Source organism: Janthinobacterium sp. EB271-G4-7A (assembly GCF_020858075.1).
In the GTDB taxonomy this organism is placed as follows: domain Bacteria; phylum Pseudomonadota; class Gammaproteobacteria; order Burkholderiales; family Burkholderiaceae_D; genus Janthinobacterium; species Janthinobacterium lividum.
On record NZ_JACYMI010000001.1, the window covers coordinates 775,900 to 789,116 of the forward strand.

General features: G+C 65.4%; 9 protein-coding genes and 1 tRNA gene. 7 read left to right on the forward strand and 3 right to left on the reverse strand.

Translation table 11 applies throughout. The features are described from left to right. Nucleotides 1–179: 179 nt before the first annotated feature. From pepN to IGS58_RS03640, 4 genes are all read left to right on the forward strand, one after another. Entirely contained in the window at nt 180–2,834 is a 2,655-nt protein-coding gene (pepN, locus tag IGS58_RS03625; RefSeq protein WP_230520679.1) for an aminopeptidase N, read from the forward strand. 32 nt (nt 2,835–2,866) lie between these two features. Then, nucleotides 2,867–3,868, forward strand: a complete 1,002-nt coding sequence (locus tag IGS58_RS03630; protein ID WP_034747152.1) for a class 1 fructose-bisphosphatase — start codon at nt 2,867–2,869, stop codon at nt 3,866–3,868. Nucleotides 3,869–3,984: 116 nt separating this feature from the next. Beyond that, nucleotides 3,985–4,060 (forward strand) — tRNA-Thr (locus IGS58_RS03635). A gap of 195 nt (nt 4,061–4,255) precedes the next feature. Next, the gene (locus IGS58_RS03640) at nt 4,256–4,696 is read left to right on the forward strand and encodes a hypothetical protein (RefSeq protein WP_034786491.1); all 441 of its coding nucleotides are present in this window, start codon (nt 4,256–4,258) and stop codon (nt 4,694–4,696) included. 7 nt (nt 4,697–4,703) lie between these two features. Here IGS58_RS03640 and IGS58_RS03645 read toward each other — a convergent pair whose 3' ends face one another. Together IGS58_RS03645 and IGS58_RS03650 are read right to left on the reverse strand one after the other, a co-directional pair. Further along, on the reverse strand, nt 4,704–5,798 hold the full coding sequence (locus tag IGS58_RS03645; RefSeq protein ID WP_230520680.1) for a porin: 1,095 nt from the start codon (nt 5,796–5,798) through the stop codon (nt 4,704–4,706). A 4-nt stretch (nt 5,799–5,802) separates the two neighbouring features. Beyond that, nucleotides 5,803–7,677, reverse strand: coding sequence for an amidohydrolase (locus IGS58_RS03650; protein WP_230520681.1), 1,875 nt, complete (start codon nt 7,675–7,677; stop codon nt 5,803–5,805). A gap of 250 nt (nt 7,678–7,927) precedes the next feature. Here IGS58_RS03650 and IGS58_RS03655 point away from each other — a divergent pair, with 250 nt between their 5' ends. Then, nucleotides 7,928–8,626, forward strand: coding sequence for a YoaK family protein (locus IGS58_RS03655; RefSeq protein ID WP_230520682.1), 699 nt, complete (start codon nt 7,928–7,930; stop codon nt 8,624–8,626). A gap of 8 nt (nt 8,627–8,634) precedes the next feature. After that, nucleotides 8,635–11,709 carry a sensor histidine kinase gene (locus IGS58_RS03660; protein WP_230520683.1) on the forward strand — a complete coding sequence of 1,025 codons (3,075 nt, stop codon included), beginning with the start codon at nt 8,635–8,637 and terminating at the stop codon, nt 11,707–11,709. Here the strand turns inward: IGS58_RS03660 and IGS58_RS03665 are convergent. After that, on the reverse strand, nt 11,683–12,315 hold the full coding sequence (locus IGS58_RS03665; protein ID WP_034786496.1) for a response regulator transcription factor: 633 nt from the start codon (nt 12,313–12,315) through the stop codon (nt 11,683–11,685). The two genes, IGS58_RS03660 and IGS58_RS03665, sit on opposite strands and share 27 nt — an antisense overlap. Before the next feature lie 209 nt (nt 12,316–12,524). Here IGS58_RS03665 and IGS58_RS03670 point away from each other — a divergent pair, with 209 nt between their 5' ends. Next, nucleotides 12,525–13,211, forward strand: coding sequence for a hydrolase (locus IGS58_RS03670; RefSeq protein ID WP_070281851.1), 687 nt, complete (start codon nt 12,525–12,527; stop codon nt 13,209–13,211). The last annotated feature ends 6 nt before the right edge of the window (nt 13,212–13,217 follow it).

Genomic DNA, 13,217 nt, shown 5'->3' on the forward strand with positions numbered 1-13,217 from the left:
TAGACACAATTCATCGCTTAGTATTATAAGAATAGTTCTATTTGTTTCTATTCATTATTACAGAATGTTACCGAGCATGTCGGCGTGTAAGGGAATCCAACATTCCTGGCCTGAATCGCGACTATCGGGGGCTGGTGTTGGTAAAATAGGCTTTTGCCTCCGCTCCCACCCAAATCCCTATGCGCACAGACAGCCCTCAGACGATTTACCGCAAAGATTACACGCCGCCCAGCTTCCTGGTCGACAGCGTCGAACTTGGTTTCGATCTCGATCCCGCCCGCACAGTGGTGGCGAGCCGGATCCGCATGCGCCACAACCCGGCCAGCACCAGCCGCAGCATCGAATTGCACGGCGAACATATTGAACTGGTGCAAGTCCGCCTGAACGGCAAGCTGCTCAAGCCGTCGCAGTACAAGCTGACGGCCAGCATGCTGACCATTCCCAAGGCACCGGACGATGTTACGCTCGATATCGAAACCGTGCTGGCGCCGCAGGACAATACCTCGCTGTCCGGCCTGTACGTGTCGAACCATAATTTCTTCACGCAATGCGAAGCGGAAGGCTTCCGCCGCATCACCTTCTTCCCGGACCGCCCGGACGTGATGGCCAAGTACACAGTCATGCTGCGCGCCGACAAGGAGCAATATCCGGTACTGCTATCGAACGGCAACCTGATCGAAGAGGGCGACCTCGGTGATGGCCGCCATTACGCCAAGTGGGAAGACCCGTTCAAGAAGCCGTCCTACCTGTTCGCCCTGGTGGCGGCGCGCCTGGTGTGCCAGGAAGAGCGCTACACCTTGAAGTCGGGCCGCGAAGTGCTGCTGCAAGTGTGGGTGGAAGACGGCAACCTCGATAAAACCGACTACGCCATGCAGTCGCTGAAAAACTCGATCCGCTGGGACGAGGAGCGCTTCGGCCTGGAACTGGACCTGGACCGCTTCATGATCGTCGCCGTGGGCGACTTCAACATGGGCGCCATGGAAAACAAGGGGCTGAACATCTTCAATACCAAGTATGTGCTGGCCAATGCGCGCGTGGCGACCGACGTCGATTACGCGGGCATCGAAGCGGTGGTGGGCCATGAATACTTCCATAACTGGACCGGTAACCGCGTGACGTGCCGCGACTGGTTCCAGCTGTCGCTGAAGGAAGGCCTGACGGTGTTCCGCGACCAGGAATTCTCGGCCGACATGATCGGCACGGATACGGGCCGCGCCGTCACGCGCATCGACCAGGTGCGCACCCTGCGCCAGGCGCAGTTCCCTGAAGACGCGGGCCCGATGGCCCATCCCGTGCGTCCCGATTCCTTCGTCGAGATCAATAACTTTTATACGGTCACGATCTACGAAAAGGGCGCCGAAGTGGTGCGCATGTACCAGACCCTCGTGGGCCGCGACGGCTTCCGCAAGGGCATGGACCTGTATTTCGAGCGCCACGATGGCCAGGCCGTCCAGTGCGACGACTTCCGCGCCGCCATGGCCGACGCGAATGGCCGCGACTTCAGCCAGTTCGAACGCTGGTACAGCCAGGCCGGCACGCCCATCGTCACCGCCTCCACGCGCTACGATGCCGCCAGCCAGACGTTCGAGCTGACCCTGGCGCAAAGCTGCCCCGCCACGCCGGGCCAGCCGAAGAAACTGCCGTTCCACATTCCCGTCACCGTCGGCCTGCTGGCTGCCGATGGCGGCGACCTGCCGCTGTACGTGGATGGCGTGGCATCGAACGGCGCCACCAGCGTCGTGCTGGAATTGACGCAAGCGTCGCAGACTTTCCGCTTCACGAATGTGACGCAAGCCCCCGTGCCGTCGCTGCTGCGCGACTTTTCCGCGCCCGTGGTGCTCGAATACGGCTATACCGACGCCGAACTGCTGCACCTGTTCCGCCACGACAGCGACCCGGTGAACCGATGGGAAGCGGGCCAGCGCCTGGCCATGGAGCGCCTGCTGAAACTGACCGGCGCCGTCGCCGCAGGCGATGCGCTGGCGCTGGACGACACCTTCATCGAAGCGCAGCGCGCCCTGCTGGCCGATGAAACGCTCGATCCTGCCTTCCGCGAGCTGGCCCTGATCCTGCCGTCGGAAACCATCATCGCCGAGCGCCTGGCGCAAGTCGATCCGCAGGCCATCCATGCGGCGCGCCAGTTCATGCGCCGCACCATCGCTGCCGCGCTGAAACCTGAGCTGCTGGCGCAATACCACGCCAACCAGACGCCGGGCGAGTACAGCCCGGACGCCCTGTCGGCCGGCAAGCGCGCGCTGAAAAACCTGGCCCTGTCGTATCTGCTGATCGCGCCCGCAGCGGCGGAGCTGGACCTGGCGCGGCTGCAGTTCGACAATGCCGGCAACATGACGGACCGCGCTGCGGCACTGGCGGCGCTGATTCATTCCGGCTCGCAGCCGCATGCGCAGGCGGCCCTGGCCAGCTTCTATGCCGATTTCGAGAACGAGGCGCTGGTGGTCGACAAGTGGTTCGCCATGCAGGCGGCCGCGCCATCGACCGATGTGCACGCCGTGCGTCAGCTGATGACGCATCCGGCCTTCACCCTGAAAAACCCGAACCGCGCGCGCAGCCTGATCTTCAATTTCACCAACGCCAATCCGTCGCAATTCCATGCGGCTGACGGCAGCGGCTACACTTTCTGGGCCGAACAAGTCATCGCGCTCGACGCCCTGAACCCGCAAGTGGCGGCCCGCCTGGCGCGCTCCATGGACCGCTGGCGCCGTTACGTACCCGCGCTGCAAAGCCACATGCGCGACGCGCTGGAAAAAGTCGCCGGCCAGGCCAGCCTGTCCAATGACGTGATGGAAGTCGTCAGCAAGGCATTGGCCAATTAACACCGCAATAATCATCAAAACAGAGGGATTTCATGAAACGCATCAGTCTTACGCAATACCTGGTTGAAGAGCAGCGCTCGAACAACAGCATTCCGGCCGAACTGCGCCTGCTGATCGAAGTCGTCGCGCGCGCTTGCAAAACCATCAGCCACGCTGTCGGCAAGGGCGCGCTCGGTGAAGTGCTGGGCACGGCCGACACGGAAAACGTGCAGGGCGAAGTACAGAAGAAACTCGACATCATCTCCAATGAGATCCTGCTCGAAGCGAACGAATGGGGCGGCCACCTGGCGGCCATGGCGTCGGAAGAGATGGAATCGATCCACCCGATCCCGAACCGCTATCCGAAGGGCGAATACATGCTGCTGTTCGACCCACTGGATGGTTCCTCGAACATCGATGTCAATGTGTCGATCGGCACCATCTTCTCGGTACTGAAGGCGCCGGACGGCATGGGTCAGCCGACCGAGCAGGACTTCATGCAGGCGGGCAGCAAGCAGGTGGCGGCCGGCTATGCCGTGTACGGCCCGCAAACCATGCTGGTACTGACTTTCGGCAATGGCGTGAACTGCTTCACCCTGGACCGCGAGATGGGTTCGTGGGTCCTCACGCAAAGCAATATGCAGATTCCGCCGACGACGAAGGAATTCGCCATCAACATGTCGAACGCGCGCCACTGGCATCCGCCCGTGAAACGCTATGTCGATGAACTGCTGGCCGGCGACACGGGTCCGCGCGGCACCAACTTCAATATGCGCTGGATCGCCTCGATGGTGGCCGACGTGCACCGCATCCTGAACCGCGGCGGCATCTTCATGTACCCTGCCGACCTGCGCGACACCTCGATGCCGGGCAAGCTGCGCCTGATGTACGAAGCGAATCCGATGGCCTTCATCGTCGAGCAAGCCGGCGGCGCAGCCACCGACGGCCAGCAGCGCATCATGGACATCGCCCCGCACAAGCTGCACCAGCGCGTGCCCGTCTTCCTCGGCTCGAAAGACGAAGTGGCCCGCGTGACCGCCTACCACGCGGAGTAAAAAGCCGCACTTTTCCACGATTTTCAGCGGCCCGCAGCCGGGCCGCTAAAAAAATGCAAAAAAGTTCGCGTTGACACTAGCAAATTTTGTGCATTGTTTGTAGAATGTGGGTCTTCGCCGTTGTAGCTCAGTTGGTAGAGCAGCACATTCGTAATGTGAAGGTCGCCAGTTCGATTCCGGCCAACGGCACCAAGTTTCATCAGAAAACCCGCTTGCTTGCAAAAGTCAGCGGGTTTTTTGTCGTCCTCGATTTCAGCGCCATGGCTGACGGGACCAATCTGTATTGGAAGCCGGCCGCGAGCTCGAACCCAGGCGCGGTGCTCCGCTGGCATATACGTCTGCAGGCTACAATATTGCATTGGCTTTCACATCAGCGGAACTCTACCCATGCCCGAAAAACTGTCCCAGTACCTGGCCTCGCTCGACGCCTACGATGGCGATGCGCCACCCGTGATTGATCTCGATCTCTACTTTGCAGGCAATACCGACGAAGAGTCGATCGCGCCGAACCAGTGGGGCTATGGCCGCCCGCCGATTGCGCAGCTGTATGAAAGGTTCCGCGAGATCGCCGCCAGGCCGGACGTGGAAAAGGTGCTGGTCGGCTTGCACCAGGATTGGTGCGACTATGGCGAGGCGGACGTGGACGCGAAACGTTTTCCGCCTGCGGAAAACGTGCATATCTTCACGTCCGCACGCCAGGACGAGGTGGAGCGCTGGATCGCCGGCATGGAAGCCGACGGCGTCATCCCCGGCTGGCCTTACGGCAAGCCCGACAACGCTCCTGACCCGTCACAGGGCTATACCGTACTGTCGGTCTGCTGGGACTGAGCGTCGCTCAGAAGTTGTGCCTGATCCCCAGCGCCATGCCCGACATGGTGGCGCCCGCCCTGCCTGTTTCGTGTCCCAGGCTGTTGATGGCAAAGTCGGCGATGCCGTGGCGGCCGTTTGCCAGGCGCGTGTAGTAGGCATACAGGCTGCTGCGTTTCGACAGCTGGTAGTCGTAGCCGGCGGTGGCGTGGGTGGCGCCCGTATCCGCTCCCGCACGCACGGTGCCGATGCTTTCCAGCGCGCTGCCGCTGGCGCTTTGGGCATGCGCCAGGCCGAAGCGCAGGCCGTGGCGGCCGAACTGGCGCGTGGCGGAGACATACACCGTGCGGCGGTGCAGTTCGCCCGTGGGCGTCGCATAGCGCAGGCTTTCCAGCGCCAGCGCCAGCTGCGTGGCGCTGTCGACGCGCCAGGCCAGGGCCAGCTTGCTGCCACGGTCGGAGAGTCCGCGTCCCTGATAGTCGTGGTGTGCCTCATGCGCCAGGGTGGCGTACAGGGCGCCATCGTCATAAAGCAGGGCGGCCGACGCCAGGGCTGGCCGTGCGCCGCTGGCCAGCCGTTCTTCTCCCATGCCGCGCGCCACGCGCAGCGACCAGCCTTGCCACTGCGGCGTCCAGTAATGCACGCTGTTCTGCTGGCGCCGGTCGAAGGAATACGTGTTGCTGGTATTGCTTTCGGTGGCGCCGGCGCCGTTGCCCATCAGGCTCATGTAGCCGGCCGTGGTGGGGTAGAACGGGTCGAGCGCGGATGTGGCGCTGTTGTAGGGCAGGGTCCAGTTGCCGGCAAAGAGCGTACCCCACGGCCCGGCAATACCGACGCGCGTGTCGCGCGCGGCGATTGATCCTGCGCCCGTATCGGGCGACAAGGTGCCCTCGACCTGGAGCAGCGCCTGCCAGCCGCCGCCCAGGTCTTCGCTGCCGCGAAAACCGAGTACCGAGCGGTTGTTGGATACGCGCTGCACGCTGTCGCCGCTGGCGGACGAGTGCAGCGCTTCGAGCGCCACGTTCAGGCGGCCGTACAGCTGCACATTGTCCTGTGCCGCGGCGGGCAGGGTAGCCGCCAGCGCGAGCGCGCCGGCAGCCAGCAGGGGCAATCGCGTCAGCATGGCCTCAGAACGCAAAGCAGCTGCACCCCAGCGCGCCCCAGAAGCCGGAGTGGCTGGAGACGGGCACGGAACTCTTGCGCGCCACGTCATGGGCGTGGGCGTGGACGCCGCAGGCGCCCTGGCACTGGTGCTGTTGCATCACGCTGGTCGTTTGCGGCGGCGCGGCGCGGTAATGGCCGGCCACGTTTTTCACGGGCGACCAGTCCGGCAATACGGGGATGGGAGGCGGCGCCAGATTGGAAAATTCCGCCTGGCCGTAGACGATCTTGCCGCCGACGATGGTGAGCACCGATTCGATGGACTTGATCGCCTCTTCAGCTATGCTGAAAAAATCCGCGCTCAGCACGGCCAGGTCGGCCAGCATGCCCTCCTGGATGCGGCCCTTCTTGCCTTGCTCGCTGGAGAACCAGGCGCTGCCCGCCGTCCACAGTTCCAGCGCCGTGTCGCGCGACAAGCGGCTGCCCGCGTCGTACAGGCGCAAGCCGCCGACGGTGCGGCCCGACACCAGCCAGTACAGCGCCGTCCACGGGTTGTAGCTGGCGACCCTGGTGGCGTCGGTGCCGCCGCCTACCGGCACGCCCGAGGCCAGCATGCGCGCGATCGGCGGCGTGGCCTTGGCTGCTTCGGCACCGTAGCGGTCGACAAAGTACTCGCCCTGGAAAGCCATGCGGTGCTGGATGGCGATGCCGCCTCCCAGCGCCTTGACCCGGTCGATGTTTTTCGGCGTGATGGTTTCGCAGTGGTCGAACATCCAGTGCAGGCCGTCGAACGGAATGTCGCGGTTGACCTTTTCAAAGACCGTCAGCATGCGGTCGATCGATTCGTCATAGGTGGCGTGCAGGCGGAAGGGCCAGCGTTTGGACACCAGGTGGCGCACGACCTTTTCCAGTTCGTCGTCCATGCCGGATGCCAGGTCCGGGCGCGGTTCGAGGAAATCCTCGAAGTCGGCGGCGGAAAATACCAGCATTTCGCCGGCGCCGTTATGGCGGTAGTAGTCGTCGCCCTGGCCCGGCGTGACCATCTCCGTCCATTTTTCAAAATCCTCCAGTTCGCGGCCCTTGTTTTGCGTGAACAGGTTGTAGGCGATGCGTATCGTCAGCTGCTCTTTTTGCGCCAGTTCCTCGACCACCGCGTAGTCTTCCGGATAATTCTGGAAGCCGCCGCCCGCGTCGATGGCGCTGGTCAGGCCGAGGCGATTGAGTTCGCGCATGAACTGGCGCGTGGAATTGACTTGCAATTCTCGCGGCAGGGTCGGACCCTTGGCCAGGGTCGCATATAAGATCATGGCGTTTGGCCGGGCGATCAGCATGCCCGTGGGGTTGCCGGCAGCGTCGCGCACGATTTCGCCGCCGGGCGGGTTCGGCGTGTTCTTGTCGTAGCCGACCACGCGCAGGGCGGCGCGGTTGAGCAGGGCGCGGTCGTACAGGTGCAGGATGAAGACAGGGGTGTCGGGCGCGGCCGCGTTGATTTCATCGAGGGTAGGCATGCGCTTTTCCGCGAACTGGAATTCGTTCCAGCCGCCCACCACGCGCACCCATTGCGGGTTCGGCGTGCGCAAGGCTTGCTCCTTGAGCATGCGCAGGGCATCGGCCAGCGAAGGCACGCCTTCCCAGCGCAATTCCAGGTTGTAATTCAAGCCGCCGCGGATCAGGTGCAGGTGCGAGTCGTTCAGACCGGGAATCACCGTGCGGCCACCCAGGTCGATCACGCGGCTGTCGGGCGCGCGGTGGCGCATGACGTCTTCAAGATCGCCCACGGCGAGGAATTTGCCGTCGACGATGGCCACCGCGCTCGCTTGCGGGCAGCTTTTATCGACGGTATGGAAGCAGCCATTGAGCAGGATCAAGGGTGCGGCGGCGGGGAGGGTGTGTTCTGGCATGGTGCAGCTCCATGGTTGCGGTGCAGGGGGGGAGGGGGCCGGCGTGCGCGGCGCGAAAGTCACGTCGGCCAGTGTAGCGGACGTCCCGCGCTTGAACACGGGCCAAAAGATCAGGTGGCGCGTTGCGCACTGGCCGAATGGCGGGGGCGGCGGCCGGCCGCATGGCTTACCATGCAGGCAGCGGCGCCGGGGCGCTTTCCTGGCGCGTTTTTCGTTTTTTAGTGCATTGCACGGTATCGGGAGTCATTCGATGGATCAGCCACCACATAGCCGTTTATACGGCACCAGCCTGGGCTTTTTGGCCGGGTATGTCGATACCCTGGGCTTTATCGCCCTGTTTGGCCTGTTTACGGCCCATGTCACGGGCAACTTCGTGCTGATCGGCGCCGCCCTGGCCGAACCGACGCGCATCCCCATCCTGCTGAAAATCCTCGCTTTTCCCGCCTTTATCGCGGGCATCGTCGTCACGCGCCTGATGGTGCTGGCCATCGAGCGCCGCGGCGGTCCGGCGCTGACGCTGGCCTTCCTGCTGCAATGGATATTGCTGGCCGGTTTCATGGTGTTCGGCGTGCTGGCCGAGCCGCTCGGCAAGGAAGTGGGCACGCTGGCGATGCTCGCCGGCTTGCTGGGCACGGCCGCCATGGGCGTGCACAGCGCCACCAGCCGGCTGCTGCTGGCGCACCTGGCGCCGACCTCCATGATGACGGGGAACGTGACGCAGATCGTGCTCGACACCGTCGACGTGCTGCGCGGCGCGGCCGACGAGGGCACGCGCGCGCGCTGCGGCAAGTTCTTCTGGCCGCTGCTGGCCTTTGCGCTGGGCGCCATCGCTGCCGGCTTTGGCTACCTGGTCTTCGGTTTCGCGGCGCTGGCCGTGCCGCTGGTGCTGCTGGGCGGGCTGATCGTCGTGGAGCAGCGTAGCGGACGGACCGCCGTGCCCGTGCCCTGACAGCCGCCATGCGCGCCTTCCTGCTGTGGCTGATGTTCATGCTGGCCAGTCCTTGCGGGCTGGCCATCGATGCCGCACGCGGCATCCATCAGCTGCAGCACACGCGCTGGATGGCCAGCGACGGCGCGCCCGACGATATCATCGTCATGGCTCAGGGCAATGACGGTTTCCTGTGGCTGGGCACGCATGCGGGCGTGCGCCGTTTCGACGGCCTGCGCTTCGAGCCCGTGCGCGCGCGCCAGGGCAGCTTTCCCGACACGGTGGCGCTGGCGCTCAAGCGCGCCGCCGACGGCGGCATGTGGATAGGCTGGCAAGTGGGCGGCATCAGCCACGTCAAGGATGGCGTGGTGCGCAATTACGCCGAAGCGCAGGGCGTGCCGGCGGGCGCCATCTGGGGCTTTGCCATCGGCGGCGACGGCGCCGTGTGGGCGGCCGGCGTGTCCGGCATCTCGCGCTTCGACGGCCGGCGCTGGCAGGCGATGGGACCGGCGCAGGGCTACACGGCGCAAAAGGCGTCCGCCGTGTTTGCCGACCGCGATGGCCGCATCGCCGTGTTCAGTGAAAACGGCCTGTTCATGTGGCAGGCGACGCAGTCGCGCTTCGCGCCGCCCATCGGCCGGCTTGACCTGCGCGCGCCGCCGCAGCAGGGACCCGACGGCCGCATTTATTTGCTGGAGATGCGCGGCATCCGCATCATCGAGTCGCTGGAACGCTACGAGCAGCTCGATCATCGGTGGATCTACCGCGATACCAGCGGCACCAGCGGCAGCATGCTGGTCGATCGCGCGGGCACCTTGTGGTTCGACAGCCAGTACGGCTTGCACCGCACGCGCAGCAGCGGCGCGCTGGCACCGGGACAGCTGGGCATCAGCAGCGACACGGAATCGTTCCTGCCGCGCGATGGCTTGAGCAATGTTCTCGTCGGCTCCATGTGCGACGACAATGAAGGCAATGTCTGGGTTGCCACGTACGGAGGCCTGGACCGTTTCCGCCAGGCCGCGCCAGTGGTCCTGCGCACGCGTGCCGCGCCCGGCGTGGCCGAAGTGTTCCGTACCCAGGAAATGCTGGCCGGAGCGGCAGGCGCGATGTGGCTGTCGCGCGATGACGTCCTGGGGCCGCTGCTGCTGGCGCGGGCCGACGGCACGGTGCTGCGCGCGCCGCGCCTGGGGCCCATCAGCGCCATCCTGGAAGCGCCGGGCGGCCTGTGGGTGGCGGCCCGCGCCGGCCTGCAGCAGCTGGCCGGCGAGGATGGGCGCGTACTGCGCACGATCGCCTATCCATCTGGCGCTGCCGCGGTCAAGCGCATGCGCGCCGGGGTGCTCGCGCCCGATGGCAGCATCTGGGGCGTGTTCAGCGGCGCCGGCGTTTTCCAGTATCGCGACGGGGCCTGGCGGCGCGAACCGCTGCTGCCCGATGGCGGCGCGAAAGTGCCGCTGGCGCTGCTGGCCGACGCGGCCGGGCGCCTGTGGCTATCGTATGCCGATGGCAGCGTCGCCATGCTGGAACGGGGGCGGCTGCACACCTTCGGTCCCGCGCAGGGCCTGGACCTGGGCAAGATTCCCATGCTGATCGAATACCGCGGGCAGGTGTGGGCGGGCGGGCAGCGTGGCGTGGCGCTGTGGCGCGGTGGCCGCTTCGTCACCCTGCGCAGCGAGCCGGCCAGCGCCACCGAGGGCGTGGTGGGCCTGCTGCGCGCGCGCGACGGCAGCCTGTGGCTCAATCACGGCAGCGGCGCCGCGCACATTCCCGCCGCGGAAGTGGACCTGGCGCTGCGCGACGCCGCCCATGCCATGCGCGCCACCTCGTACGACGCCGTCGATGGCTTGAACGGCAGCATCAGCATGCTGCACAACCGCTCGGTTGCCGAAGGGGACGATGGCAAAATCTGGTTTTCGCGCCAGAGCGCGACGTTCTGGATCGATCCGCGCCAGACGCTTGCTCCCTTGCCGGCGCCACGCGTGGAAATCGGCGCGCTGCTGGCCGACGGCCGACGCGTCGATCCGCCCGCAAGCGTCGGCCTGCAGCTGGCGGCAGGCACGCGCGACGTGCAATTCCATTACAACGCCGCCAGTCTGGGCACGCCGGAGCGTTTGCAGTTCCGCTACCGGCTCGACGGCTACGATACACAGTGGCAGCAGGCGGGCGGCCGGCGCCTGGCGCAGTACACGGGCCTGGGGCCGGGCAGCTACCGCTTCGAAGTAATCGCGGCGAATGGCGACGGCGTGGCCAGCACGGTGGCGCAACTGCCGTTCCGCGTGCTGCCCGCCTTCTACCAGACATGGTGGTTCCGCAGCCTGTGCGCGGCGGCGCTGCTGGCGGCCGCATACGGCGTTTGCCGCTGGCGGCTGCGCCAGCACGCCGCGCGCCTGCAGGCGCGGATGGAGGCGCAGCAGGCCGAGCGCGAGCGTATCGCGCGCGAGCTGCACGATACCCTGCTGCAGGGCACGCAGGCGATGATCCTGCACTTTCACAATGCCAGCATGGCCATCGCCGAGGATGATCCCGCGCGCGCCGCCATGCTGCGCGCGCTTGACGATGCCGACCGCATGCTGGGCGAGGGACGCGACCATGTGCACGACCTGCGCGCGGGCGACGATGCGGGCGCGCGCTGGAGCGCCATCCTGCGGCGCGAAGGCGAGCGTCTGGCGGCGCAGCACGGCATCGTGTTCCGCTATGCGGAGGAAGGCGAGGCGCGCATGCTGCATGCGCGTGCGGCGCATGAAATCTACCGCATCGCCAGCGAAGCGCTGCGCAATGCCTTCCAGCATGCGCGCGCGCAGGTGGTCGAGGTGGCGGTGCGCTATGCGTGCGGAGGCATCGAACTGCTCGTGCGCGACGATGGCCAGGGCTTGCCACCGGTGGTCGCGGCGAACGGGCAGATTCCCGGCCACTGGGGCATGCCCGGCATGCGCGAGCGCGCGGTGAAACTTGGCGCGCGCCTGACTGTGGGCGGGCGCGATGGGGGCGGCACGCAGTGGCGCCTGCGGGTGCCGGCGCACCGCGCCTGGCCGTTGGCGCACGGCCCGCTGCGCCGCTGGTGGCAGCGCTGGCGCCGCTCAGGCGTCGAGGATGCCGCGCCGTAGCGCGATGGTGACGGCGTGGGTGCGGTCCCGGGCGCCCAGCTTGGCCAGGATGGTGCTCATGTGCGCCTTGACGGTTTCTTCCTTGATTTGCAGCAGGGCGCCCGTCTCGCGGTTGGAATTGCCTTGCGCAACCTGCTTGAGCACGTCCAGTTCGCGGTTCGACAGCACGTCGCTGCAGGCATACAGCGCCAGTTCCGCCTCGATCTCGGGCGTGATGTGGCGCCGGCCCGCGTGCACGTTCTGTATCGCCGCCAGCAATTCGTGGCGCAGCGCGCTTTTCAGCACATAGCCGCATGCGCCCGCGCGGATGGCGCGCAGCACCTGCGTGTCGCCCTTGTAGGTGGTCAGCACGATGATGCGCGCCTGCGGATGGCGTGCGCGGATGGCGCCGATGGCGTCAAGGCCGTTCATGCGCGGCATCTGCAAATCCATCAGCGTGACATCGGGCTGCAGCGCGTCAAACTGCTGCACCGCCTGCTGGCCATCGGTGGCCTGGCCCACCAGCGCCACGCCGGGAAAGGCGCGTAGCAGGGCCGCGATGCCGTCGAGCAGTAACTGGTGGTCGTCGGCAATAAGGACGCGTATCGGCGCCGTATCGCTGCGCATGATGTTGCCTGGCAAAGAGGAGTTATCGATCAAGAGTCGTCGGAGCATGGTGAGCAAAAGGTATTTTACCGCAGCGCCCGCCCTCCTGCTGGGGGCATTTCCCGGAGGCAGCCTGCATGCCAGCCTATATTTAGATAGTGGTGCGGGCACGCCGCCAGGCATACGATGCACGGCAGTACCCACTCAACCCTTTCTTCATGGATGACATCATGACCAATCCGAAACTGGAAGTCCTCACCCCCGATAATTGCCAGATCATCTTCATCGACCAGCAGCCGCAGATGGCGTTCGGCGTGCAGTCGATGGACCGGCAAGCGCTAAAAAACAATACCGTGGGCCTGGCCAAGGCCGCCAAGGTATTCAACATCCCCACCATCATCACCACCGTCGAAACGGAAAGCTTCTCCGGCCATACCTATCCGGAACTGCTGGACGTCTTCCCCGGCAAGGATATCCTCGAGCGCAGCTCGATGAACTCGTGGGATGACCAGAAGGTGCGCGATGCGCTGGCCGCCAACGGCAAGAAGAAAGTCGTCGTTTCGGGCCTGTGGACGGAAGTGTGCAACAACAGCTTCGCCCTGTGCGCGATGCTCGAAGGCGACTACGAAATCTACATGGTGGCCGACGCTTCCGGCGGCACTTCGAAGGAAGCGCACGACTACGCCATGCAGCGCATGATCCAGGCCGGCGTGGTGCCCGTGACGTGGCAGCAGGTGCTGCTGGAATGGCAGCGCGACTGGGCGCACAAGGAAACCTATGACGCCGTCATGGCCATCGTGCGCGAACATTCGGGCGCCTACGGCATGGGCGTCGACTACGCCTACACGATGGTGCACAAGGCGCCGCAGCGCATCCATGGCGAACACGCCACCCTGGCGCCGGTGCCGGCCAAGTAAACGCCA

Bases quoted from the DNA above. Each gene is read 5' to 3' on its own strand.
- IGS58_RS03670 (WP_070281851.1), top strand. From the start codon at position 12,525: ATGACCAATCCGAAACTGGAAGTCCTCACCCCCGATAATTGCCAGATC.
- pepN (WP_230520679.1), top strand. From the start codon at position 180: ATGCGCACAGACAGCCCTCAGACGATTTACCGCAAAGATTACACGCCG.
- IGS58_RS03665 (WP_034786496.1), bottom strand. From the start codon at position 12,315: ATGCGCAGCGATACGGCGCCGATACGCGTCCTTATTGCCGACGACCAC.
- IGS58_RS03655 (WP_230520682.1), top strand. From the start codon at position 7,928: ATGGATCAGCCACCACATAGCCGTTTATACGGCACCAGCCTGGGCTTT.
- IGS58_RS03650 (WP_230520681.1), bottom strand. From the start codon at position 7,677: ATGCCAGAACACACCCTCCCCGCCGCCGCACCCTTGATCCTGCTCAAT.
- IGS58_RS03645 (WP_230520680.1), bottom strand. From the start codon at position 5,798: ATGCTGACGCGATTGCCCCTGCTGGCTGCCGGCGCGCTCGCGCTGGCG.
- IGS58_RS03640 (WP_034786491.1), top strand. From the start codon at position 4,256: ATGCCCGAAAAACTGTCCCAGTACCTGGCCTCGCTCGACGCCTACGAT.
- IGS58_RS03660 (WP_230520683.1), top strand. From the start codon at position 8,635: ATGCGCGCCTTCCTGCTGTGGCTGATGTTCATGCTGGCCAGTCCTTGC.
- IGS58_RS03630 (WP_034747152.1), top strand. From the start codon at position 2,867: ATGAAACGCATCAGTCTTACGCAATACCTGGTTGAAGAGCAGCGCTCG.